The organism is Coralloluteibacterium thermophilum (assembly GCF_042654365.1).
Taxonomy (GTDB): domain Bacteria; phylum Pseudomonadota; class Gammaproteobacteria; order Xanthomonadales; family Xanthomonadaceae; genus Coralloluteibacterium; species Coralloluteibacterium thermophilum.
Genome location: NZ_JBHSGG010000036.1, coordinates 1 through 23,006 on the forward strand (window position 1 = coordinate 1; position 23,006 = coordinate 23,006).

At 67.1% G+C, this 23,006-nt stretch carries 29 protein-coding genes and 1 tRNA gene; 1 reads left to right on the top strand and 29 read right to left on the bottom strand.

Translation table 11 applies throughout. The features are described from left to right. Window positions 1-150: 150 nt before the first annotated feature. Window positions 151-237, top strand: a tRNA-Leu gene (locus ACFO3Q_RS12945). Between the two features lie 134 nt (window positions 238-371). On the opposite strand, the gene ACFO3Q_RS12950 is transcribed toward ACFO3Q_RS12945, so the two are convergent. The 29 genes from ACFO3Q_RS12950 to ACFO3Q_RS13090 form a co-directional block, all read right to left on the bottom strand. Further along, complete coding sequence (locus ACFO3Q_RS12950) at window positions 372-587, bottom strand: helix-turn-helix domain-containing protein (protein ID WP_377005145.1); 216 nt, start codon at window positions 585-587, stop codon at window positions 372-374. After that, window positions 587-1,039 carry a hypothetical protein gene (locus tag ACFO3Q_RS12955; RefSeq protein WP_377005146.1) on the bottom strand — a complete coding sequence of 151 codons (453 nt, stop codon included), beginning with the start codon at window positions 1,037-1,039 and terminating at the stop codon, window positions 587-589. Before ACFO3Q_RS12955 ends, ACFO3Q_RS12950 begins: the two co-directional genes overlap by 1 nt. Then, entirely contained in the window at window positions 1,036-1,659 is a 624-nt protein-coding gene (locus ACFO3Q_RS12960; protein WP_377005147.1) for a hypothetical protein, read from the bottom strand. The genes ACFO3Q_RS12955 and ACFO3Q_RS12960 overlap by 4 nt, the downstream gene beginning before the upstream one ends. Continuing rightward, window positions 1,641-3,329, bottom strand: coding sequence for a DEAD/DEAH box helicase (locus ACFO3Q_RS12965; protein ID WP_377005148.1), 1,689 nt, complete (start codon window positions 3,327-3,329; stop codon window positions 1,641-1,643). Before ACFO3Q_RS12965 ends, ACFO3Q_RS12960 begins: the two co-directional genes overlap by 19 nt. Then, entirely contained in the window at window positions 3,316-3,630 is a 315-nt protein-coding gene (locus ACFO3Q_RS12970) for a hypothetical protein (RefSeq protein ID WP_377005149.1), read from the bottom strand. Before ACFO3Q_RS12970 ends, ACFO3Q_RS12965 begins: the two co-directional genes overlap by 14 nt. Next, entirely contained in the window at window positions 3,627-4,148 is a 522-nt protein-coding gene (locus ACFO3Q_RS12975; RefSeq protein ID WP_377005150.1) for a hypothetical protein, read from the bottom strand. Before ACFO3Q_RS12975 ends, ACFO3Q_RS12970 begins: the two co-directional genes overlap by 4 nt. A 97-nt stretch (window positions 4,149-4,245) precedes the next feature. Next, on the bottom strand, window positions 4,246-4,581 hold the full coding sequence (locus tag ACFO3Q_RS12980) for a hypothetical protein (protein ID WP_377005151.1): 336 nt from the start codon (window positions 4,579-4,581) through the stop codon (window positions 4,246-4,248). Between the two features lie 25 nt (window positions 4,582-4,606). Continuing rightward, window positions 4,607-4,900: a hypothetical protein gene (locus tag ACFO3Q_RS12985; RefSeq protein WP_377005152.1), complete on the bottom strand. Its 294-nt coding sequence runs from the start codon at window positions 4,898-4,900 to the stop codon at window positions 4,607-4,609. A 104-nt stretch (window positions 4,901-5,004) separates the two neighbouring features. Then, window positions 5,005-10,605 (bottom strand): host specificity factor TipJ family phage tail protein, encoded by a 5,601-nt coding sequence (locus ACFO3Q_RS12990; RefSeq protein ID WP_377005153.1) that lies wholly within the window; start codon window positions 10,603-10,605, stop codon window positions 5,005-5,007. Beyond that, complete coding sequence (locus tag ACFO3Q_RS12995) at window positions 10,596-10,982, bottom strand: peptidoglycan endopeptidase (protein ID WP_377005154.1); 387 nt, start codon at window positions 10,980-10,982, stop codon at window positions 10,596-10,598. Before ACFO3Q_RS12995 ends, ACFO3Q_RS12990 begins: the two co-directional genes overlap by 10 nt. Beyond that, window positions 10,982-11,311: a hypothetical protein gene (locus ACFO3Q_RS13000; RefSeq protein WP_377005155.1), complete on the bottom strand. Its 330-nt coding sequence runs from the start codon at window positions 11,309-11,311 to the stop codon at window positions 10,982-10,984. The genes ACFO3Q_RS12995 and ACFO3Q_RS13000 overlap by 1 nt, the downstream gene beginning before the upstream one ends. Before the next feature lie 26 nt (window positions 11,312-11,337). After that, on the bottom strand, window positions 11,338-11,796 hold the full coding sequence (locus tag ACFO3Q_RS13005; protein WP_377005156.1) for a DUF1833 family protein: 459 nt from the start codon (window positions 11,794-11,796) through the stop codon (window positions 11,338-11,340). A 97-nt stretch (window positions 11,797-11,893) separates the two neighbouring features. After that, window positions 11,894-12,250: a hypothetical protein gene (locus ACFO3Q_RS13010; protein WP_377005157.1), complete on the bottom strand. Its 357-nt coding sequence runs from the start codon at window positions 12,248-12,250 to the stop codon at window positions 11,894-11,896. 10 nt (window positions 12,251-12,260) lie between these two features. After that, window positions 12,261-12,617 carry a hypothetical protein gene (locus ACFO3Q_RS13015; protein ID WP_377005158.1) on the bottom strand — a complete coding sequence of 119 codons (357 nt, stop codon included), beginning with the start codon at window positions 12,615-12,617 and terminating at the stop codon, window positions 12,261-12,263. After that, entirely contained in the window at window positions 12,617-15,349 is a 2,733-nt protein-coding gene (locus ACFO3Q_RS13020; protein WP_377005159.1) for a phage tail length tape measure family protein, read from the bottom strand. The genes ACFO3Q_RS13015 and ACFO3Q_RS13020 overlap by 1 nt, the downstream gene beginning before the upstream one ends. A gap of 3 nt (window positions 15,350-15,352) precedes the next feature. Further along, entirely contained in the window at window positions 15,353-15,679 is a 327-nt protein-coding gene (locus tag ACFO3Q_RS13025) for a phage tail assembly chaperone (protein WP_377005160.1), read from the bottom strand. Window positions 15,680-15,705: 26 nt separating this feature from the next. Next, window positions 15,706-16,080 (bottom strand): hypothetical protein, encoded by a 375-nt coding sequence (locus ACFO3Q_RS13030; RefSeq protein ID WP_377005161.1) that lies wholly within the window; start codon window positions 16,078-16,080, stop codon window positions 15,706-15,708. 96 nt (window positions 16,081-16,176) lie between these two features. After that, entirely contained in the window at window positions 16,177-16,641 is a 465-nt protein-coding gene (locus ACFO3Q_RS13035; protein WP_377005162.1) for a hypothetical protein, read from the bottom strand. A 115-nt stretch (window positions 16,642-16,756) separates the two neighbouring features. Then, window positions 16,757-17,161, bottom strand: a complete 405-nt coding sequence (locus ACFO3Q_RS13040) for a hypothetical protein (protein ID WP_377005163.1) — start codon at window positions 17,159-17,161, stop codon at window positions 16,757-16,759. After that, window positions 17,158-17,376, bottom strand: a complete 219-nt coding sequence (locus ACFO3Q_RS13045; protein ID WP_377005164.1) for a hypothetical protein — start codon at window positions 17,374-17,376, stop codon at window positions 17,158-17,160. Before ACFO3Q_RS13045 ends, ACFO3Q_RS13040 begins: the two co-directional genes overlap by 4 nt. 34 nt (window positions 17,377-17,410) lie before the next feature. After that, window positions 17,411-17,812 (bottom strand): phage tail terminator-like protein, encoded by a 402-nt coding sequence (locus ACFO3Q_RS13050; RefSeq protein ID WP_377005165.1) that lies wholly within the window; start codon window positions 17,810-17,812, stop codon window positions 17,411-17,413. Continuing rightward, the gene (locus ACFO3Q_RS13055; protein ID WP_377005166.1) at window positions 17,809-18,237 is read right to left on the bottom strand and encodes a hypothetical protein; all 429 of its coding nucleotides are present in this window, start codon (window positions 18,235-18,237) and stop codon (window positions 17,809-17,811) included. The genes ACFO3Q_RS13050 and ACFO3Q_RS13055 overlap by 4 nt, the downstream gene beginning before the upstream one ends. Continuing rightward, window positions 18,224-19,297, bottom strand: coding sequence for a phage minor head protein (locus ACFO3Q_RS13060; RefSeq protein WP_377005167.1), 1,074 nt, complete (start codon window positions 19,295-19,297; stop codon window positions 18,224-18,226). The genes ACFO3Q_RS13055 and ACFO3Q_RS13060 overlap by 14 nt, the downstream gene beginning before the upstream one ends. Next, window positions 19,297-19,650 (bottom strand): hypothetical protein, encoded by a 354-nt coding sequence (locus ACFO3Q_RS13065; RefSeq protein ID WP_377005168.1) that lies wholly within the window; start codon window positions 19,648-19,650, stop codon window positions 19,297-19,299. Before ACFO3Q_RS13065 ends, ACFO3Q_RS13060 begins: the two co-directional genes overlap by 1 nt. After that, window positions 19,650-20,147, bottom strand: a complete 498-nt coding sequence (locus ACFO3Q_RS13070; RefSeq protein ID WP_377005169.1) for a DnaT-like ssDNA-binding protein — start codon at window positions 20,145-20,147, stop codon at window positions 19,650-19,652. Before ACFO3Q_RS13070 ends, ACFO3Q_RS13065 begins: the two co-directional genes overlap by 1 nt. A gap of 3 nt (window positions 20,148-20,150) precedes the next feature. Beyond that, window positions 20,151-20,456, bottom strand: a complete 306-nt coding sequence (locus ACFO3Q_RS13075) for a hypothetical protein (RefSeq protein WP_377005170.1) — start codon at window positions 20,454-20,456, stop codon at window positions 20,151-20,153. A 52-nt stretch (window positions 20,457-20,508) separates the two neighbouring features. After that, window positions 20,509-21,441: a DUF2184 domain-containing protein gene (locus ACFO3Q_RS13080; protein ID WP_377005171.1), complete on the bottom strand. Its 933-nt coding sequence runs from the start codon at window positions 21,439-21,441 to the stop codon at window positions 20,509-20,511. 12 nt (window positions 21,442-21,453) lie between these two features. Continuing rightward, window positions 21,454-21,885 carry a structural cement protein Gp24 gene (locus ACFO3Q_RS13085; RefSeq protein ID WP_377005172.1) on the bottom strand — a complete coding sequence of 144 codons (432 nt, stop codon included), beginning with the start codon at window positions 21,883-21,885 and terminating at the stop codon, window positions 21,454-21,456. Window positions 21,886-21,888: 3 nt separating this feature from the next. Continuing rightward, window positions 21,889-23,004, bottom strand: a complete 1,116-nt coding sequence (locus ACFO3Q_RS13090) for a DUF2213 domain-containing protein (RefSeq protein WP_377005173.1) — start codon at window positions 23,002-23,004, stop codon at window positions 21,889-21,891. Window positions 23,005-23,006 lie beyond the last annotated feature (2 nt).

Consider the following 23,006-nt stretch of genomic DNA (forward strand, 5'->3'; position numbering starts at 1 on the left):
TGGCTTCGCAACCCCCATCTTCCAGAGATGCCCCGGGTGAACAACCTACTGAGAGATCACAGCTAGGCGCCCACGCGGCCAGGGCCGCCGCGCGCCCTCACCGCCCCGTCGTCCCCGACCTCCGCGGCTTGGCTATACTGCGCTCCCGCTGCCGACGTGGCGGAATCGGTAGACGCAGCGGACTCAAAATCCGCCGGCCTTAAAACCGTGTGGGTTCGAGTCCCACCGTCGGCACCATTGATTCGTAAGGGATTTCTCGCTCATCGACCTGTGCCGTCTAGATGTTACGGTGCAGGATTTGNGACACCAGATTGCCGGCCGGCCAGCCCTGCCACGTCCGCAGGCCACCCCGGCCGCGGGTAGGAAATCGGCTACTCGGAGGCGCCGATGGGCGACAGCCCCGCCTCCAGCGCCGCGCACGCCAGCAGCAGCACGCGTGATGCCTCGCGCGGGGCGCCGGCGAACGAGGCGCCGCGCTCCTGCTCCTGGTACGCGGACAGGCTCATGCCGAGCGCCTCGGCCGCCGCGCGCTGGCTCAGGCCCATGCGGGCGCGCCATCGGGCGATGGGGGTGCTGTCGTCCGCCATCACCATCCCTCCCTGCGGATGAGGGCCATCGCGGCGGTCTGGGTCCATCGATCGAACCAGGGCGGCAGTGCATCCTCAGGCGCGTAGCAGCGCACCGCACACCAGGGTGCAGTCGCCGGGCAATCACTGTAGCCGACGTCAAGGCTGTCGTCGTCCGGGCCGGACGGCCACATTCGGCGCCACAGCCCCGGCGCCGCGCGACTGTGGAGACAGATCGCGATGTCCGCCAGCGGGGCACCTTCGTCCATCAGCCGCAGCAGTGCGTACTTCCCGGTGATCTCGCCTACGACGGTGTACGGGGACCGCTTCCCTTGTGGCCACCCGACTTCGCTTTCAGTGAGCGGGACCAGCACACGATCGATGACCGCCGCTTCTTCAGCGGCATCGATATCAGCTTCAGTGACGCGCTCGGTGACCCCATCGTTGAGCACGACCCAGATGAGATGCTTCATTCAATGATCTCCAGGCCATAGGCGGACATGAATCGGCACGTCACCTTGAGTGCGTTGAAGGTTTCCACATCGCGCTCGATCAGCGTGCACGGGATACCAAGGTCGTAGGCCGCAATGGCGGTCGCTCCGCTTCCCGCGAAGGGATCGCACACGCTCCGCACATTGAAACTCCCCAGGAGATCAGTCACGGCCTGCGCGTTCTTGGCGTGGCCGTGAGCCTGCACGTTGTCACGTGGCGCGTGGAATATCGTGGGCCAGTATCCATTTGCTTCGAATGCATCGCTGCGCATCCGGCGGCGGCGGTCGAATGCGGATTTCACTCCCGGCTGCGTGAGATACACGCCGGTCTGGTGCAGGTAGTGCGGCTGCATGTAGTTCTTGGACTTCTTTGGCATCACGCCGTCGATCACGAAGTCGAACGCAAGCCGCCATTCGGTGCGCGGCATGAAGTCCAGCAGCTGCCGCATCGTCGTGATCAGTATCAAGTGCGGCGCGTCGAACTTTCCGATGATGCGCGCCAACTCCGCGCCGCTCATCTCGTAAGGCGGGTCGGTCAGGATCATGTCGCACGCGCGGCCGTAGTCGGCGGCGTCGCCGTGAATCAGCGTGACCGCTGCCATTTCTCGAACACCTTTTGAGCCCTGTGAGGAGGTGCGCCAACATCGGCGCGCGTGAAGTGCTTCATCCAGAAGTCTCTTGATCGGGCATCCTGCGACCTGAGGAACTCGTTGATCTCAGCGATGGCTACGCCGGCCTGCTGTAGCGCCGCCGGAAACCACGCCGACAGCGCATTGAGCGTGCGGCCAACAAGGTCACCGCCGAAGCCGTCGTACGGCCGCAGCATCTCGGTTCGCATGCGCTCCGCGTTCTGAGCCTGCTGCCGCTCGCGAATCACATAGCCGCGGAAGGCTTGGTCGATGTATCGGATGTCGAACTGGTAACTTCCCGGGGCGAAAGCTTGGCCTTCGTCCAGCCAGCGATTCGGGGCGCCGCATTCGGGGCACTGCTCCAGTTTGAACAGGTAGAACATGCCGCAGTCATCGCACGGCACATGACGCTTCGTCTTCGGTCCGCAGGGCGGATTGAGAAGATCCCACTCGACGGGCTCGTCCGGCATACCGTGCTGCGCGATCATGCCCGTCAAGTCGATGATCGTTGCCTGCTGCTTGCCCGGGTCGGGACGCAAGACGCGCCCGCACCACTGCCGGTAGCGCGGGAAGCTCGCTGTGCGCGTCGCGATGATCAGCGTTTCGCACGCGGGCAAGTCGAAGCCCTCGCCAACCATGTCCACGTTCGTCAGCACCAGCACCTGTCCGCGCCGGAACGCATCCAGCAGCCTGGCAATCTCCGCAGGGGACTGCGTGCTGTTGATGCAGGCCGCCGGGATGCCCGCGGTCCTGAAGTCTACCGCGAACGCTTCGGCGCTCTTGATTGCCGGGGCCATTAAAATTGCGCGCGTTCCGTTCGCGACGCGCTTGTACTCCTCGACAGGATCGCCCATCAATTCCAGAACGCCGCTGTCCCAGTCCAGCCCCTTGCGCGGTGCGTGGAAGATGGCACGCTCACCGGAGCCAGCCGGTAATCCCATAGCTTCGCGTGTGAGATCGTCAACAAGTTTCTGCTCGCGTTCTCGCCACGTCATGCGTTCTTCGATGTTGTACGACGTGCGCGCGGCATACGCTCGGAAGCCTGACAAGTAGCCGCGATCGATCAACGCACGCACGCTGTCGCCCGCCAGGCTTGACGCCTGCACCAGCCTGTCGAACAGACCGCCCTTGTCCACGTGCAGGCTATCGCCGTCCATGCGTGCTGGCGTCGCAGTGAAGCCAATGATGCGTGCATGCGGAAACAGCGTGCGCAGGCTGCCCCACATGTTGTCGGGGATGACGTGATGCGCCTCGTCGATCACGATCAGCCATGGCAACGACGTGTCGATGTCGAACCGATGATGCTTGACAGCTGATACGATAGACTGCATCGACGCGACCCGGCGTGTCGCATGTCCCCGCACGATAAAGCTGCGGCCGTGCGCACGATGCGCTGCCATGCACCGCCGTCGCGTGTGTTCCGTGCTGATCGTGTCGTGCTCAAGCCCGAATGCGGCCAGCTTCTCGCTGATCTGAGTTATCAGGATGTTGCGATGGGCCACCAGCAGGCAGTGCGGCGCCCACTGCGCCAGCGCGGCCTCGATCGGCGTCTTCCCGGCACCTGTGTCGAGTTGCACGATATCGTTCGAGCAGCTCGCAGTGAGCTGCTCGAAGATGTCCTGCTGATAGTCACGGAGCTGCACGCGCTACAGGCCAGTACGATTCATTCTCGTCCGCTCCGAAGTGCTCGTCGCCGACAACGTACTTTCCGCGGCTGAACTTCCGCCACCCGATCAGCGGCCCCATGCGCGATTCCGTGGCGTCGCTGAATCCAACGATGTCGATGACTTGCCCGGGTTTCAGAGACCCGCGAGGCGCGGAAATGAAGTTAATTCCATTCCCGCTGTCGCGAATGCTCGCCCACACCTCACCTTCGGCGACATGCCCCACGAGCTGCTCGTCTCGGCCGCGCGTGGCGTCCAGCGGGATAATGTCCTGACTCATTTCGTGAACCCCCATTCTGCAGTGAGATTGTTGTACGCCTCGGCGGCGGCCTTGAACTCTTCCATCTTGCCGGCCTGGCGCAGGGCCTGCGCTTCGGCCAGCAGGCGCTTCTGCGTCTCGAAGAAGCTGCCGATCTCAGACGGCTTACGGTCGCGATTCTCGATCCAGAAATGCGCGCTCTTGCCGAGGCCGGCCGGGGCGCATGCGAGCACAGCCTGCGCGTCCGTCATCTCGTTGCGCTCATATGCGGAGAAGGGAAGTTTTTCACCCCGAAGCTTCTCGGCGCGGATCTTCTCGGCCCAGACTTTCTGCTTCGTGCTGCCCGTAAGAGCCTTGCCGCCGAACAGCGCGGCGACGGCGCGGTCGGCCAGCACCTTCTGCCCGGCCTTCCACTTGTTACGGGTTTCGGACTGCTTCGTCCAGGCGGTGTATGCGGCCTGCGCCTCGCTGCGCTGGCCATCGGACATCAGGCCCTCCTGAAGGCCCAGGATGTCGGTGACGAAATCGCTGAAGTTCATCGTGGTCTCCTGCCCCTGTTCCCGAGGCGCGGTGTCAGGCTGCCCTGACCGTGGACACATCATCTCATGACTCGGCGAACGAGTCAACAGGACCAGCCTACCGTTCGTCGGCTCGCGGCCGAAACCGGTACCGCTCCGGGTGCCGGTGCCGGTCGAGGACCTCCTCATAGAGCCTCGCCCGGTTGGCCTCGGCCCAGCGCTCCGCCCAGCGCATCGCGAGCCGCTCGCTCGGCGCGACCGCGTGCAGACGACGCTCCCAGATGTAGTGCTGGTTGACGCCGACGAGCCAGTCGCCGCCGACACGCTGCTGCACGCGCGCGAGCGGGATGGCCCGTAGCGGGCCGGAGAACGCGAGCATCTGGATGCTGTCGAACACCTGGCCGTAGACCATTGGGCCCCAGACGAGCGGCGGGATGTCGGGCTCTGCGGACATGCCGGCATGATGCGCCGGCGGTGTCTCAGTCGCCGCTACTCTCGGGCTCGGGGTCCGGCTGCGGATCGGGCTCCGGCGGCGGGGGCGCCGTCTCGGCGTTGCACTGGTAGTCGTACCACGCCTTGAGCCACTGGAGGGCGCCCAGCGGGCTGATGTTGAGCGACGCCCCGGTGACGGGGTCGATCCCCGCATCGACGGACGCGTCGGCGTGCTCGCTCAACCGCGTCTGCATCGTGCGGCCCGAGTCGCCGAACGGCACGTAGCCGCCGGCGACGGGCTGGTGCCATCGGCCCCACCACGTCGCCAGGACATCTCCCACATCGCCCTCATGCTGCGGCGGGGTGTAGTCGAAATTGATACGGGTAGCGATCAGCTCCACAGTGAGTCCTGGTGCGGCCTCGCGGAAACGCAAGTTGCCCATGTTCAGCCCTCCGATGTTGTGATACCGAGGTTCTGATACAACGAATTAGCCGGCTCAGTGCCGCTGCCTCCGGATTGGTTCACCGCCTGAATCTGCCGCTGGTCCATCACAACGCGGTATGTCCGGTTCCCCGTGCCGCCGTCGTTATCGATCCACGTCTGCGAGCCGTCGATACTCGTGTTCGCCACTGGGCGGCCGCCGTCCGGGCTGCTGGAACTGTTGTCGATGTAGAGTATGCCGGTCGCCATGAAGCTCGCCACCTGCACTTCGGCGCCTGCTCCAATCCTGCGGAACAGTCGCACGCGAGCGCTGTTCGATCCGGCGCCGGCGCTGAAGGTCGCATTGATGCGACCGACCCGGTTCTCCTGATACTGATAACTGAAATTCACGGCGATAGGACCACCGTTCGTCCCGGTCGAAACGGAGACCTCCGTGGAGGCGCCGAGGTCTCGATTCTGCCTCGATGTCGAGAGCGTTCCGGCAAAAATCTGGCCGCCCCAGTACGCGAGCCCGTTCCGCGTCTCGTAGCTGATCGCGTTGCTCCGCCTGCAGTTCGCGAGGTTCGACTGATACGGGCCGTACCACACCACCATTTCGCTGTTCTGGCCGAATCCATTCGGGCCGATGACTTTCATGTAGTTCCCGGCCCGCCAGATCGCTACGCCGTTCTGCAGCGAGAAACTGCCGTCCGAGCTGACGAAGTGCACATGCTCGGAGAGGAAGCGGATCAACGAGATGCTGCCGCCTGCGATGGCCTGCATGCCTACCGTGTCGCCGCCCGCATTGAGCGCGAACGTGTAGCGCGCCTCGGCGCTCTGCAGGCGTCCCTCAGCTTCGACGACGCGCACGCCCATCTCGGACACGCCGCTCGCGTAGCCACTCGGCACACCCGGAGCGCCTACCGCGATCCACTGCACATCAGTAGTAGCCGGCGACGACGCCTCAAAATCAACGCGCAGCCGGCTGATTGTTTTGCCGCGCCACGCGGCGTCGGCCGAGAGGTCCCATTCCAGCAGCACCCAGCTACCGTTGTTCCCGGGCGTTGGCGTCACGGCGGAACGCGCTGCGCTGAACCCTCCATCCTCGTTCTGCCAGAACAAACGGCCGTCCCATAGGCCGGCCGTCCGGCGGCGGACCAGGGCGCGCACCATGTAACTCTGATTACCGTTGATCCTCAGACCGTCCGGTGAAATGAACTGAGGGTCGTTGCTGGTCGAGACAATGACGATGGCGCCGAAATTACTAGCTGCGGGGAACTGCTCAAACCGCCCTCCGGCAATGGCCCACGGCGGAGACGTGTTAGCCCCGACGAAACTCCAACGCCAGTCGGCGACAAAGTCCAGCTCGCCTGTTTTCGCGACGACACCATCGAGCCTGACAGACTCGGCGGTGATCTGGTTGCCCTGCTGCGTGACCGTTTGCCGGGTGGACTGCAGGTCGCTGGCGGTCGCCACCTGCGCGGTCTCGACGGCGACGATTCGACTTTCGCTCGCATCGATCCGCTGCGACTGTGCGACCAGCTCGTTCGCGGCCTGACGCACCCCCGCCTCGGTGATCGACAACGCGTACGCGGACGCAGGCGGGCTGTCGGTATCGGCGTCGCCGATAGCCACCCACATCACATCGACGATGCCGCCAATGCCGGCTCCGGCGAAATCGAGACGGATTCGAGTGATGGTCCCCTCGCGCCACGCGGTGTTACCCGACATGTCCCACTCGACAATCGACCAACCGTTGCCGGTGGGCCGTGGCGTGATAGCGGTCTGCCCACTCGCGCCGATGCCGGCCGTGGCGGTAGCAAAGTACAGCGTGCCCTCCCACGTCGAGCCGGCGAAGTTCCTCAGCCGCACCTTCGCGCGCACGCGCCGGTTTCGAGCGCCGGGCACCGAAAATGCCGGCGACAGAAACTGCGGGTCCGTCGCCGTGGTCGTGATTGCCGCGGCGCCGCGCGACGACTGGTCGCTATCCGGGAACATGGCGACGCTCGCGTTCGCGGCGGACCACGTGAGCCAGGCCGCGCGCATCTCCCACGTCACCTCGGCGCGGAACGCCTGCTCAGAAAGCTGCGCGACAACGAGATCGATGCGAGCGCCCTCAGCCTCCAGCCCCTGCTCGGTCTGGATGATCCTGTTGACCGCCTCGCTGACCTGCTGGACAGTCGCCTTGTCCGCAAGCTCGACCTGCAGCGCAGTGATCGCGGTCGCGTTGGCCTCGTCACCCGCGACACGCGCCGATGTCTCGCCGTCGATACGCGCGCCGAGCGCACCCTGCGCGGCCTGCACGCTGTTGCGCCACTGCGCCAGGGTCTCGCCCTGGGCGACCTGCACAGTGTCGCCGTTGAGCACGTACGCGGTGCCGGTGGCGTTGCGCGCGCCGAGCAGCGCGAGGTCGCTGACGGCGCCGTCTGCCTTGGTCTGCACCTGCGTGAGCTGGAGCTGGATGCCGTCGATGTCGGCGTCCCACTCCGACACGTCGGCGATGACTTGGTCGATGTCGTCGCGCAGCGCCGCGGCGTTGGCCAGCAGCGCCGCAACCTCCGCCTCCGCGTACGCCCGCACCTCGTCAACGCGGTCCTGCATGTCCGCGAAGTCCGCGAGCATCTCGTTGCGGAGCTGCTCGGTATCGACGATCACCTGCTCGATGCCGTCGCCGATTACCTCGATCTGCTCGCCGAGGTTGAGCGACAGCGTGCGGTGGAGGACGAGGATCTCATGCGAGAGGAGCCCCGAGGTGTTGCGCGCGCGGATGGCGAATGTCCACTCGCCAGCCGGCGGCACCGCCGCCTCGAACGCCGCGGTGTGGAAGCCCTCGCCGATGGCGATCATCTGGTCCCACACTGGCGCCATGAGCGTGCCCGGCAGGTAGCGGATCTCCGCGCCGGCCAGGTCCGCAGGCTCGATGCTGGTGGGCGCGTAGCCCCACGTGTAGCGGCGCAGGCCGCCGGGCACTTCATCGACCGAGAAGTGGTCGAACCCGACGGGCGGAATCTCGGTCGCGACAGTGCTGTAGATGACCGTAGCGACGCCGCCGGCGACGCCATCAACGCTGTAGGGCCGGACGACGATCGTGTACGTGCCGGCCGCGGAGATGCGGAAGCGCGCGCTCTGGCCCAGTGTGTCTGCGACGCGGACCATCTCACCGCCGTCGTGCGCGGCGAAGATCGCGGTGTGCGCGGCGTGGCCCTTGAGGTCGAACGTGACCACCAGCTCGGTGAACACCGTATCGCCCTGAATCGTCTGCACCTCATCAACGCGCGCGTTGCTCGCGACGGGGCGCGTGGAGAGCAGGGACTGGTTCGCCGGGGGGATGTACTCGCCGGTGTTGACGTAGTGCCAGAACTCGGGCGGCTCCGGCACGACGGCAACGCTCGCCCCCTTCAGGTCGCTCTCGGGCTCGATGGCGACGACGCGGACGCGGTAGCCGGGCGTCTGCTTGAAATCGTAGATCCAGATGGTGTCGTGGGCCGGGTTCTCGTCGTCGTTGCCCGGGACGGCAGCGTCCTCGGGCCAAGCCTCAAGCAACCGGATCTCGCGGCTCTCGCCGGCGAAGGTCTGCACCTGGAACACCCGGTAGACCTCTTCGCCCGGGATGCGCAGACCGATGAAGGCATTGCCGCTGGCCGGCGCCGGCACGGGCTCGTCAAGCGTCAGCGTCACCAGGCGCCCTGCCCCCATCGTCGCCGACACCAGTCGGCCGCCGTAGCCCCACTGCGTGAGGTCGTGCTGGAGCGCGAGGATGCTCAGCCGGCGGTAGGAAAGGTGCTCAAGGTCAGTGGAGAAGGTGATGTCCTTGTACTGATACAGGGACTGCGCGAGGTGGTAACGCGCGAGCTTCGCAGCGTGCTCCTCGCTCGTGATGCCTTCGCCGGAAAGCTGCGCCGGGTTGAGCATCGTGGTGACACCAGGCGCCGGCACGCGAATGGTCTTGGTCGTCCAGTCGGTGCGATCGACGTAGGTGTACTCGATGCCATCGGCCGCGTTGGCGAGCGTGTAGTCCACCTGGAACGACCCACGCTTGATCGTCGCCATGTTGACGACGCCGCCGAGCGGCTGCCCGTCGGCCGCCCAGGTCACGGAGAGGCGGCCACCAGCCCATGTGATCTGCCCTAAGCCCGCGAGCGCGATGCTGTCGAGCATCTCCTGATGGCTGCGCGCGCCGCGCACGTAGAAGTCGTAGCGGTAGCCGTTGGCCGCGCAGTGCAGCATGAACGCCTGCAGCGCGGGGATGTCGATCTGTTCGTCGCTCAGGCCGAGGCCGGCGATGCGCTTCCCGTTCTGGTCGTGGATGCCGCGGGCGTACTGCAGGATCTGCGCGCCGGGGTTGCTGGTCTGCTCGGTGACCCACTGCGATCCGTTCCAGACCGGGGTCGGACGGGCGTGCGCGACCACCCGCAGCTCGTCGGGTGCGCCTGTGAGCTGGCCGGTCGCCTTGATCTGCACGCCGATGCGCGCGAGGCCGGCGTAGTCCGCTTCGTCGGCCTGCACGCTCGTGAGCGTCGTCCACTGGAACTGCGCGAAGCCGTTGTCGTTTCCCGTGACCGGCTCGAACGCCTCGCCCAGGCGACGGACGCGCACGTCGTACTGCCCACGCGCCACGTCGCGCGCGATGGTTGCCCTCTTGGTCTCGTGCTTGTTGTTGGCGTACTGCACCGTCGCCAGCGGCAGCCACGCCGTCGTGCCCACCGGACGGTACTCCGCAACGACCCGCTCGCGCGACGTGTGCGGCTTCCCCTTGCTGGTGGTGTCGGCGAGGATGTACTCGATGTTGATCTGGATGCGGACGGTGTCCGGCGACGTCGTCCGCTGCACCCACTGCAGGCGCTCCAGCTCGCCGCCGTCTATGGTGTCGGCGTTGCTGTACAGCGGGATCGGCTGGTCGGGCATGCCCGAAAAGCCGTTGACGTAGACCTGCGTGCCCTCGAACGACGACAGCAGCGCGTCGCCGTTGTAGACCGCCTCGATGTTGTGGACGTTGATGCCCGCGTTGAGCACCATGCCGAGGATCTGGTCGTCGCCTTCGTACCAGGTGTACGGCGCGCTCGCGAGGTCGGGTGCGATGCGCACGCTGCCGAACAACAGCGGCACCGGCTCGTAGGGCCGGGCCTGGTTGCGCGAGCCGCTGATCGAGTAGACGCTGTCGCGCTCCTGCCCGCCAGGCGATTCCAGCTTTGGGCCGAGCGCCTTGTTGATCAGGACGGACCCGGCTACGAAGGCCGCCGCGGCGCCCAGCGTGCCGCCGTACACGCTGACGACGCCCGCGCCCCATGCTCCACCGCCGGCAGCCATGGCGCCCGTGCCGATGCCGAACGTGAAGTACGTCAGCGCGACCATCGCAACCAGGTACAGCGCCTGCCGACCGAGGTCGCCGCGCACCTCGATCATCTGCCCATGCTTCGGGCGGACGTGCATCCACAGCTCAGGCGGAATCTTGCGGCCGCCGATGCAGACCTCCCACGTGTTGTCCTCGAAGTCGGGGACGTTGCGCCGCAGGAACGCGTACAGCGTCTCGCCCGGCTGAAGGTCGGCGGGCTGGTTGGTCTGCCCTTCGAGCGTCGCAGGATGCGGCGTAACGATCAGCCGCCCCATGTCCTCCATCACACCCATGCGTAGATGCCCTCGACCGGCGCGCCGAAATCGGCGAGTTCGCGCACGCGGTGCAGAACGCTGCATCCGCTGCGCTCGTTGCTGTGCAGCACCCAGCCCTCGTGCGCCAGCCAGAAGTAGACGCCGGCGTGACCCAGCCTGCCGTCCTCGTACATCAGCACCAGGTCGCCGTCGGTAGGGGTGTCGGTACGCCGCGCGTACTCGGTGTGTACGCGCGCGAGCTGTGCTGACCCGCGCGCGCCGCGGGAACGGGCCTGCGGCAGACGCACCTCGCGGCCGAACAGCTCGCGCTGGACCAGGACGACCAGGTCCGCGCAGTCGGCCGCATCCTTGTCGTAGGGGATGCCGACGTAGCGCTCGACGTCCGAGAGATGCATCAGTCGTCCACCGGTTCCGCGACAGTGACGTCCTCCAGCGGGCGCACCTGCGTCGCGTTGAACGCATGCGTCTGGATGACGCCGTGTTGGTTGAGGAACGCGATGGTGGCCGTGGTGGATCCACGCGGCCGCTGCACGACCAGCACCGGGTTGTCGGCGCCGACGCGTAGCGCATCGGCCATCTGCGGCACGAACCGCAGGAAGGTGCCCTTCCCGTACGGGAATTCCGTGTCCTTGCTCGTGGCGGTCCAGTGCTTCGCGAACGCCTCCAGGCGCTCCCGCAACTGTTCCGGGGTGATCTCGACTGCCTCGACGATCCGAATCGACATGCGTTTCTCCTCAGGTTGCACCGGGCTCAGAACAGGCCCGGCAGGGTGTAGGGGGTGCCGCGCAACTGCACGGCCTGCTGGCGCATCAGGTAGTCCACGCCGGCCTGCGCAGTGGCCAGGCCCGCATTGACGGAAACCGCCGTCAGAGGCAGGAAGAAAGTCCGCGCGATGAGGTTCGGGTTCCTGCGGTGACTGATCATCAGCTTCGCCATCACCGTCTCGTTCGGGCCCAGGCGTTCCAGCTCCTCGGTGATGCCGCGGCCAACGTTGGACATCACGAGCTCGGCGCGCGGTGCGCTGCCCGCTCTGTCCTCCGGCAGCCGAAAGCCGAACGGGAGGCCGATGTAGGTCCGGCCGTTGCTCACCCAGTCCTGGGTGTCGCTGACGATGTGCATGGGGCCGCTGAAGGACGGCGATTCGATCTCCAGGAACACCAGCACTCCGCCGGTGTCGGTGACGCGCTGGGTGCATTCGAGGAAGGTCATCAGGGCTCCAGAAACGGCGAAGCCCGCACACGGCGGGCCAATAACGAAGAAGCCCCGCACGTGGGCGGGGCTTCGGTTGGTGGGGTGCCGCTGGGCGCTAGCGGCAGGTCAGAACCGCGGTCGTGTAATTCGCCATCCCCGCTTTGAAACGGGAGCGATACTCGACGTACGCCCCATCCTCGACGGGCTCCACGCGAACGGCGATCACAGGATTCGCCAACACTGTCACCCAGAGGATCCGCGCATCGCCGTCCTCCGCGGTAGATACGTTGTGCCCGCTTTTAGTAACGGGTCGCACACCCGTCTCGATGCACTCCAGCGCCTCATCGACGGATCTGCTCGTCGTGTAGGTCACGCGGGGCTCCATGTGGGACATCTGTTGGCTCTCGACCGCAGAGGTCGATGCACAGCCCGCGAGGAGGCCGGCGAAAGCGAGGGCGAGGATCTTGTTCATGCGCGCGATCCTACTTCATGTACTCGATCACCGCATCACGCTGCCAAAGCCCGTCAGTGCCGGAGATCGATCGAACCTCGCCGATGTCGCCGTGCACGAATCTCGCCTGGATCTGCTGTCCGGTGCGGGGGTGGGTCATCGTGAAGTAGTTGACCTGCTCGATCACGTCGAAGTACCAGTCCAGGAAATCGAGGTCATCCTGCGTCGTCCTGAACAGGAGAGCGCACGACATCCTCACGGTCGCGCGCGAGTTCAGAACCCGGTACTTGTCGGGTCCTCGCTCCATCTCGACCACTTCCACGTTCGGCTTGATCGCCTCTGACCACGACGACATCCTGACATCGACATAGCTGGGGAGCGTAGCCATCAGACGCGATCCTTCAATCCGAAGCGGGCCTTCTGCGCCACGTACATGGAGCCCGTGCCCTGAGCGATGCGGGAGGCCATGCGGTTCTCGATCTGGTTGAGCATCACCTCCACGTCGAAGCCTCCGGTGTCGTTCTGCCGTGCGGTGGCCGTGGCGCCTTCTGGTGCCCCGTGCAGGTGGATGTTCACCTGCGGCGACCCCATGCCGGCACGGTTGGCGGGCTGTGCGGCGCGGATCGGATCGACGCGCCCGTTCTCGCCGGGGATCAGGTACTGCCCGCTCGGCGTGGTGAGCAGCTCCGGTTTGTTGCGCTCGCCGGTGCGATACGCGCGGTTTCGATTGACGCTTCCGCCGTACTCCCGCCCTCCTCCGCCCTGGAGCACGCCGCCGAACGCGTTGACGAACCCGGCGCCTGCGCCGGTGTACCCCGTCATCGCGGTGCCGATCACACCGAAGATCTTCGACGCAGCAGCCTCGGCGAGCATCCTCCTCAGCGTGTCGCTGAAGGCGCGTCCCATGCTCTTCGTCCCGTCGGCGAACGGATCGAACAGGAAGTCGGCGAAGTGGCTCTGCATGTTCCGGGCGGCCTGGCGGGCGTGCTCGCTCATGCCGCCGTAGGCCTGCTCGACCTGGCCCATGACCTTCTTGTGGTCGGCCTCGATCTCAGCCCAGAGCCCCTCGATGTCCCGCATTTCATCGAGGAAGTCGAGCCACTGCGCCATGTCCATCAGGACGGACTTCTGAGTCGCATCCAGGCCCGCCAGCGCGCCGTGCGCCGTGTCGTAGGCCATCGCCGCGGCGCGGCCGGCCTGGCCGTACAGAGCGATCTGCCGTGCCAACGAGGCCTCGGCGGACTGGTACTGCTGAAGCAGACGCTGGGCGGCGCGCTCTTCTTCGCTCACCCGCTCGCGAGCAACAGTCGCCCTCTGCGCCACTGCCGCGTACTTCCGCTCGATCTCCGCCAGCATGCGCTCGCGCGAGCCGTCGAAATGCCGAGCGTCGTCGACGGCCAGCGCGTTGAAGATCGCGTTGACCTCGTTGATCTCGCGCTGCTTGGCGAGCTCGCGATCCATCTGAACGAGGCGGCGGTCGTGCGCCGCCTCGGCTTCCTCGCGCGCCTTCTTGAGCTCGCGCTCCGTTTCGATCAGCTCCCGCTGGTGCTGGCTCCTCTGCGCTTCCGCGGCGGCGGCCGCCTCCAGCTCGGCCTTCTGGTCCTGGAGCGCCGAAAGCTGGTCCCGCAGACTGTTGAGGTACGCCCCGCCGTCGTAGTAGCCCTCTGCGCTCCGCGCGAGCGCGCTGATCTGCCGTTCCAGCACCACGATCTGCCGGTCGAGGTCCGTCCGGCCGAAATCCTTCGCCTCCTGAACCGCGCTCTTGAACGCGCGCGTCACCGCGAGCCACGCGCGCTCTACGTAGCCGGCCTGCTCGACCATCTTCTCCGAGCGCTCCGTCATGACCCGCTCGAGCTCGGCGACCGCGGCCCTGTTCGCATCGAGGTCGCCTTTCTGCTGGCGCAGCGCCTCGATGTGCAGGTAGGTGTCCCTCGTGAGGAAGTTGTACCTGTCGTTCAACCTCGTCAGAGCTTCATCGCCGCCTTCGGCAAGCGACGCGATCTCGCTCGCAGCTGCAGTGATGGACTGGCCGGTGAGCCGAGATAGCTGCGCCGCCGAGCGCACGACGCCCTCCAGGACATCGCCAGTGGCCTTCCCGGACAGAAGGAGTCGGTTGATTGCGTCGGTGGCGCCGCCGTAGTCGCGGGTCGCGTGGCCGATCTCATTGCGCAGAGCCAGCATCTGCCCAGTTGTGACGCCGGCCGAGTTCCCCATCCCGATGATGACTCCCTCGAGGCGGCGAGCCTCGAAGTGCCCCTTGCCGGCCATGACGCCGAACGTAGCGAGTCCACCGAGCACGCCACCGACGGCCAGGCCGACACCTGTGAATGCGCCACCCAGGGCGCCGGTACGCGCCGTGAGCGACGTGATGCTGGACTGCGCCTGCCCCCACTGGCCGCTCGCGACCGCGCGAACCAGCGCGGCCACCGACTGCTGAGCTTCCACCGACTGCAGGTTCAGTCGACCAAGGCTCTTCGTCGTGATGTCCGACGCTGCCCCGACATTCAGGGTTGCCGCCCGCACGGCATCCAGCTTCGCTTGGTACTGCGCGAAGACCTCGGGCGACAGGGCTCCGAGCTCGCTCGCCCGCTCCAGTTGCTGCTCGAGCGACGCCAGCCGCTCCAGCTTCGCGACGGTCGGGTCGATCTGCCCGATCAGCTTCCGCAGGTTCAGCTCGCGTAGCTGTGTCGCGCGCGCCGCGGCCGCGGTTTCTTGGGCGGCCCGGGCCTCCGCCGCCTGGAGGCGCGCCACCCGCTCGGCCATGCGCTCCTGTTCGGTGCCTGCGCGGGCCATCACGGCCGCCTTCATGTCGATCCCGGCCGCGGCTTCGCGAGCAGCCTCCGCCAGCGCACGCTCCGAGAGGTTCGCCGACCGCATCGACTCCGCGTACTCCAGCCCTCGCTGTGCGATCTGGCGGTAGCGGTCCTCCTGGTCCGCCAGAGACGCCGCGATGCCGCCCGAGGCCTGCCCGGCGGCGCGCTGCAGACTCTCGAAGTCCCGCTCCAGCTTCGCTGCTGCGCCGCCGGCCTTCTCCGCAGCCTCGGCCGTCCTCTCCAGCGCCTGCTCGCCCTTCAAGAGGGCGCTGGAATCGACCGCGTATCCGAGCTGTGCGATGTCCATTGGCTACCTCCGTGACTTCTCGCGCTCGCGCTCAACCGCGGCACGCTGCTCTTTGCGGGTCTCGTCCAAGTAGGCGTCGTCCATCCGCATGATCATCTCCACCTCTTCCGGACGGACCGGCGTCCCGGTGAGTCGCTGCCACTCACCAACCTCAGCGTAGGTGAGCGGCTCTGGCCCGCTACGGCGCCGGTTCGACAGCGCCCAGAACCAACCCCAGACGTGCGCTGCCGGTGGCGGGATCTCAGGCTTTGGCGCCGGCTGGCCGAAGCGGGCATTGCGCGCCCGCCTCGTCTCGCCGCGTTCGTCGGGTATGTCATAGCGGACGAACACCCGGACGCACTCGGCGACTCGGTCCGTCAGCTCGGAAAAAAAGCGGCGTCGTTCCCCAGCTCGGTCGCCAGCTGGTCGCGTACCCACGGCAGCGTGGACAGCACCTCGCGAAGGGTGCTCTCGTCCAAGCGCGGCTTCTTGCCCCGGTAGGTCGCATCACCCGACCACTCCCAGGCAGCCACCGCGGCAACCATGACGGAGGTCTGGCCCTCCTCAAGCTGCTCGGCGCTGGCCGGGGCGTCGGCCTTCAGCCGCTCGTTGAAGATGGCGCGGCGCGCCTTCTTGACCTCCGGGTGCGAATCCGGACGGATGGTCAGCGCCAAGCCGAGCGGCGCGCCGGTGGCGGGGTGCTTGATCTGGATCGTGCGCTCGCTGGCGACGATGGTTGCGATGTCGGTCATGGTGATCCTCGTGATGCGATCCGAAAGGGAATCCGGGGGAAGGCGGTCGGATCAGGCCGCCGTGTCAGGCGCGCGCCCTATCCCCCGGATATGCGGTTACGGGGTGGGCGGCACGTCCAGCGTCGCCTGGTTCAGGCCGAGCGTGTAGACGTCAAGGTCGAAGTCCTCATTGCGGCCACCGGGGTGGCGAGGGCCGGACACGAGGGCGCGGTAGTAGCGGAAGGTGCCGTCCTGGAGGGTTTCCCGGAAGGCGTAGTTGTTCTTGTTCGTCGGCGCGCCGGCAGTGCGCATGGCGACCTGGCCGGGGTCGGTGGGTACGCGCAGCATCTCGACTTCGGCGTTGCCGGCGTCCGTCAGGCCCTTGCCCTTGGAGATGACGAGGGAGTTCCACGTGTCGTAGTTGACGATGTTCGTGGAGATGCCGCGCTCGCCGACATTGCCGATGCCAGCGACCTCCACGTACTCCAGCGCCGCGAAGGCCGCGGCATCGAGGTTGGAATTCTGCGGCTCCACGCAGATCGCGAAGCTGTTGTTGCTGTGGGTGTAGGCAGTATCTGCCATGGTCGATTCCTCACGATGGGCACAAGAAAACCCGCGCGAGGCGGGTGGTGGTTCCGGGGGCCGGAAACGAAGAAGGCCCGCGCATGGCGGGCCTTTGGAATGGCGGGATGGTGTTCTACCTCTGCCCGTTATCACCTGCTGCTACGGGCACCAGATGCCGGGCCTGCACCCAGTACTGCTGAAGAGGGTCGATCTCCGTCCAGTCATCACGCGCGCGGTACTGATCGATTGTCCCGATGCCGATCTGTACGGCGTCGCCTCGCACTTGGAAGACGGTGAATGCGTGTTCGGTGCCTGCACGGTCGAAGCACCAATGGTTCCCGCGAGCCAAGACCGCAGCAGCCGCACTGTATTCACCACGCGCGCGGTGGCCCATTACCGTTTGCAGATCCCGAATCGACTGACACCCGTAGGCGTCGTCGGTCAGCGTGACCTCCTCTTGAGCACGGAAGCGAGGCTCGGGAACGGCCTGCGCGCATGCCGTCAGCGCCAGCACTGCCGCCAGCAGAATGATCCTCAAGGCCGAACCTCCTTCGCTAGGTCGAGCGCCTGCTTCGGCGTGAAGCCCTCGGCGAGGTACGCCAGATAGGCCTCGCGCTGCAAGCGCGCCATGATCCGCTGATACTCGATCATCCCCGGCAGGCGCGTCCGCAGCTCGCCAACCGCCTTCGCCACCTCGCTCGGGTCGCCGGAGGCCACCAGTGCCAGGTTGACCACCTTGTTATCAGACATCATCCAAGCCCATGGAGGGATCGGCCCGCATTCTGCCTCAGGTCTGGAACCCCCGCCACATGATGGTAACCGGCACCATCACGCGATCCGGATCGATGATGACGGATCGGGCCCATGGCTTCCGGTAGACGCGGACGCCGCCGAACTCGACCCCCTTCCCGAAGGCGTCGATGATGGCGTCCGCCAGCCGGTTTGCCGGCGCAAGGCCGGCGCCGGGGCGGGTGCACGCCGAGACCTGTGCAAACCCCTGCACCAGCGAGGGCGCATCGTTCGCGCGACCGTAATTCTGCGTGTCGTTCGGGAACCACTGGAGTTCGAGCCACGCGCCGTCATCCGGGGGCGTGAAGCCGACTGCGGGAAAGGACACCGGCACACCCTGCCCCACCGCAAACTCACCCGCGAGCGTGGCGAACGCATCGTAGATCGCATCGCTGCTCATGGGATCTGCGTCTCCACCTCTCTGGTCACCTCGCTCACGATGAAGCTCCAGTTCTGCACCTGGGCGGTCAGGAAGCCATTCCCCTGCTGCGCGTATCGCCGCCCCAGCGCGTCCTCGCCCATGAAGCCGTGCTCCATGCGCAGCGCGTAGGCAGCAGTCCAGCCGACTGTCGTGGTGTCGCCCACCTTCATTCGCGCGAACACCAGAGGCGGATCGTCGCTGCTGGAATCGGGTGCGCCACTGAGCGACGCGCGCGCCGAGTTGCGCAGGAATCCTGTATCGACCGGCATCCGGCCTCCCTGCGCCTTCGGGGTGCTCGCCCGTTCCAGCACGCGCGCCGCGGAGCCCTTGAAGATCGCCTCCTGCCGGGCCTTTGCCTTGTCGGCGAAGGCTTTCACCTGCGCCGCGAAGTCACCTTTGGACACGCTGCGCCTCCGCCGCGTAGTTGATCCTGTACCGCTTCATGCAGCGACACTGGATGGTCTCCTCAACCCCCGCGCCGAGCTCCGTGTCGCCCGGATACCGCATCAGCGCGCCGCTGGGCGTCACGAATGGCTGCCCGAAGGGCCTCTCCTGCCCGTCCATCGCGGCGTGGCTGTCGCGCGTCTTGCTGTCGCCTGTCGCGCCCCACGTGCCGATGACGTTGCGCGGGTCGAGGTCCCCAGCCTCGATAGCCTGCCGGTACGCCTCTTCGCGCGCCGCGCTCATCCCCGTCAGCGTCTCCGTGCGCGCAATGGCCTCCCCTCTCAACTGCAGCAAGCGATCCGCGTAACGCCCTGTGATCTTGTCGATCTGCGCCGGAGACAGGGGCCTGCCCTCCCTCATCGCCTTCCGCACTGTAGCGTCGAACCGCTTGTCGCGGCGCTCCCGGCTGAAGTACCGCGCCATGCGTTCCGGGTCTGCCAGTTCACCACGCGCGTTCGCAACGAACTGCGCCTGCTGGGGCGTGAGGCCGACGACGCCGCCGGAGCGGCGCCCCGTCTCGCCCACCCTGCCAACGATGTCCAGCGCGGTCTGCCGCGGGTTCCGCCCTGCGGCCATGCCCTCCGCGAGCGTGATCCTGATCGTCTCGCGCTGCTCGCTGACGATGCGCGTCACCAGCTGCGACGAGCGCTCGCGTAGCCACGACTCCGCCTGCGGGTTCGTGATGTCGAAGTTGAAGGCGACCCGGTAGCCTCGCGAGGGCCGCCACAGCCCGCCAAGCGGGGCCTGCGACAGCAGGGGCGGAATCTCCAGCGCCGAGAGCAGCCCCCCTTGCAGGTAGGCCGCGCGGATCGCCTCCGCCACCGACGAGAACCGAGCCGCGTTGATGCCGAGCGCCTCAGTGATGAGCTCGCCACGGCCACTCCGAAGCAACTCCTCCACCATGCGCGCACTCGCATCGCCGCGGATGGACGACACAGCCCGCAGGAATGCCTCGCGCACCTCCGGCTCAAGTCGCATCGCCAGTTGCTCCCACTCGCGGCGGCTCAGGCGCTTCGCCATCAGATGCGCGCCACGTACTCGAACAGCAGCGTGACGCCGCCTGGATCCAGAGGTTGGAGGTCCACCAGCCGGTAGTCGGTCCCGTCGATCCGCAACCGGTCGTGCAGACCAGGCTCCACCGGCACATCAGGGGAAAGGACCCCGACCTTGTCGCCTACCTGCACCACCGACGCGTCCCGGTTGGTGAGGCTGTACCCGGTGTCGACCAGACGGCAGGAGTGCGCGACGGGGGTGACCACCGGCGCGTGCGGCGGCCCCGAACGCTCTTCGCGCACGATTGAGCCCGCCTTCCCATAGGTATCGATCAGGCGCTGCGCGGTCTCTCGCAGCCGGTTGTACATCGGATTCGTCATCAGACCACTCGCACGCCGATCCCGCAGGGGCGGAACAGCAGCCCCGCAAGGATCTCGTCGATCACAGGGATCACCGGGCGGCTGCCCGAGCCGTCCTGGCTGCCCGCGTAGCTGACTTCGATCGGGCCCACCTTCTCGCGGGTGACCTGCTGCGCCGGGACGTAGTCAGGGGAGAGGCTTCCGGGGTTCAGCAGCTCGCGATAGGCGGCCTCGTAGGCGGCCCGCTCGACCTCCGCCGGCACCTGGTCGGGTGGGATCGCGTTCCCGTCGCGGTCCTGAGCGCCGGTGCGCGGCCATGCGCGCTCCTGGTTGCGCCCTCCGGTCCGCGTGCCGGGGAACGTCGCGCCGCACCCCGCCGTCGCGTAGCGCTGGTCGACGTAGTCGCTGCCTCGGACGAGGGCCGCAGCGCGATCAGGTTCGCTGGCGCCTACCCACTCGGCACGCCCGCGGGCGGCGTGGTACTCGTCAGCCGCAGCGAGCGTGCCGTAGTGGCTCATCGGTCAGCCCTCGCCTGCCTCGCCGGCCTGCTCGGCCTCGGCGAGCAGCTCGCGGAGCTTCTCGACGCCGGCGCGGCGGTCGAACTGCACGCCACGCTCCTCGAGCTTGGCTCGCAGCTCGGCCTTCTCGTCTGCGGCGGGGACCGCTTCCTCGGACACCGTGAGGATGCCGCGCTCCTGCCACACCTTGACCACGGCGTTCTTGCTGACCTCGCCCCACTTCGGGACGTTCGTCGCGATACCGGGATTCAGGGTCGTGCCGTCCGGCAGGCCCAGCGGCCTGTTGTGGTTGTTCGTGACGCTTGCCATTTGCTCTTCTCCGGAAGAGGCCCCGGCGCGCCGTGCACCGGGGCCATGTGGGTCAGATGCCGTCGATGTAGACGACTTCCTTCGGGAGGCGCACGTCCAGGCCACCGAGACGCATCACGCCGGGCACGTCCCAGCGCAGCGGGCCCGACTGGTACACCGGCAGGAACCGGTGCGGCATCGGCATATGGAGCTTCAGCACCTGCGGATCGTTGCGGTACGCGATCAGACGCGCCACGCCGCCAGCACCGGCGGTGTCGAGGCCGCGGATGCCGCGGACGGTGAGCTGCCGACCCGTCGCTGCGGTGAACACGTTGTTCGCCAGGAACCACTGCAGGATGGTCGTGTCGCTGTTCGCGTTCATCGGCGTGGTGCTGATGTGGAAGAACCGCGACCAGGGCAGCAGCAGGGTGTCCGCGATGGCGGTGGTTGCGGTGCCGTTGAAGACGTTGAGCAGCGCGGAGTTCATGTCCGCCACGATCTCCACCGGCGTCGCGGTCGGCCAGTTGCCCGTGGTCGCGGCGACGGGCGTGACGCCGGCGGCGTTGAACAGGCCGGTGAAGCCCTTCGTCGCGTCACCGCGCAGGGCCACGCGGTCGACCAGCTCCTCGGCCGCACGGCGCGCCGCCATGGCGTCCTCGTTCGAGAGGTTGATGCCGAGCAGCTGCGCGCGGCCGATCTCCTCCCACCCGTAGCCGTAGCCGATGCCGGCGGTGTGCACCGGGGTCTGGTGCATGGCGCGGGTGGTGCCGGCCTTCGGGATGTCGTCCGCGTTGCCGTTGATCCAGTCGGCCTTGCCGTACTGGTCGGCCGAGTAGTACGTGACCGAGGTGGCGAACTCGGAGCCGGACGTGTCGACCGGGATCAGGTCGCGGTACTGGATGTCCGGGTAGACGGTGCGGTAGACGCCAGGCTCGATGATGGAGGTCTGGGCGACCACGAAGCCGAGCGCGGACTGCGCGTCGAACAGGGGGGTTGCAGCATTCATGCTCTGGGCTCCTTAGCCGAGACGGATCACGGCCAGCTGGCCGGCCGCAGTGGTGCTGGTGTCCCAGCGGGCGCCAGGAATGGCGGTGTCTTCTTCGCCGGCGGCGCTGAACGCACCGTTGCTGCCGACAGCGACGGCGTCGCCGGCATTCACGGCGCCCGCCGCGACGACCCAGATGTCGCCCTTGGTCAGGACGCGCGCGGAGTCGCCGACGCGGAAGGTGTCGTTCTCGCCGGCCGCGGAGCGGTCCAGCAGGGTGATACCGACGAACTCGGCGCCGCCCGCGACGATGCCCTTGTCGGCAGCGCCCTGCGAGACGGCCACGCCGAAGCCGATGGGCGCACCCTCGACGTTCCGCGAGATGATGGTGGCCGGGATCATCGTGGCCTGCGCACCGGCGATGGCCGCCGGCTGGGTCTCGTTGTAGTCGGTCTGCAGTGCCATGGCTCAGGCCTCCTTGTTGCGGTTGAAGGCGGCGACCGACTCGGCGTACCCGTTGTCGTTCACCGCGGTGCGGGCGGTCGCACCGTCACGCAGCGCGCGGGCGACCGGGTCCTTCTTCGAGTCCTCGACGAGGATGTCGAAGCGGGCATCGATGTACGCATCGGACTTGCCGGCCACGGCGGCGTCGCCGAGCTTGGCGACGACGACAGCCTTGCGGATGTCGGCATCGGACTTGCCGGTGTAGTCGGCGTCGTGGATCGCCTTGGCCGAGGCGATCAGGTCGCCGCGGGCCTTGACGCGGGCATCGAGGTCGGCGTCGGACAGGATCTTGGCCTTGGCGTCGTCGCGCTCGGCTTCCGCCTTGGCGAGTGCCGCGTCCTTCGCCGCGATGGCAGTGGCGTGCTCGGCCGCCTGGCGCTGGTTGGCGGACTGGGCATCGGTGAGCTGCCGCTGCAGCTTGTCGATGGCGATGGCCGCGGCGTCGGTGCACTCGACCGGCAGCCCATCGACCATGACGGTCCGGGTCTTGGTGTCGCTCATGGTGTGGTTCCTCGTTGGGTTGTCGGCGCGTGGATCCGAGCCACCGGGGGCGCGCCCATCCCCGATGCGAAGCTCCGCCCCGCCGCGTGCGCGGCTGACCAGGGCCAGGTGGTTCATGCGCAGCTGCTTCTGCACTGCGTCGTAGGGCTCGCCGGCCGGCGTCACCCCATCCTCGAACACGATCTCGGCGCTGTAGCCCATGGAAAGCTCGCGCTTGCCGGCCTCGTAGGCCTTGATCGCATCGGCATCCATCAGCACCAGCGGGACGCGGACGAACTCTCCATCGCGCACCACCTCGCTCCCGGTCTGGCCGATGGCGACGTCGGACCAGGTGTCGGCAGTGACCGAGGTCGCCGGATGCTCCAGCGTCATCGGCCGGTGCGCGTAGCTGCGCATCGCGTCCGCGGCGAAGACCTCTTCCGGCGGGCGATACAGGCGCACCAGCGGGAGATCGGGCCGACCCACTTCGCTGCCGAGATAGGTCTGCACGCCGGTGCGCGCGACCTTGGCATCGGCCACGAGGTATCCGTCCCCGGTTCGGCGTACTGCGCCGACGGAGACACGGTCTGTCAGGAACATGG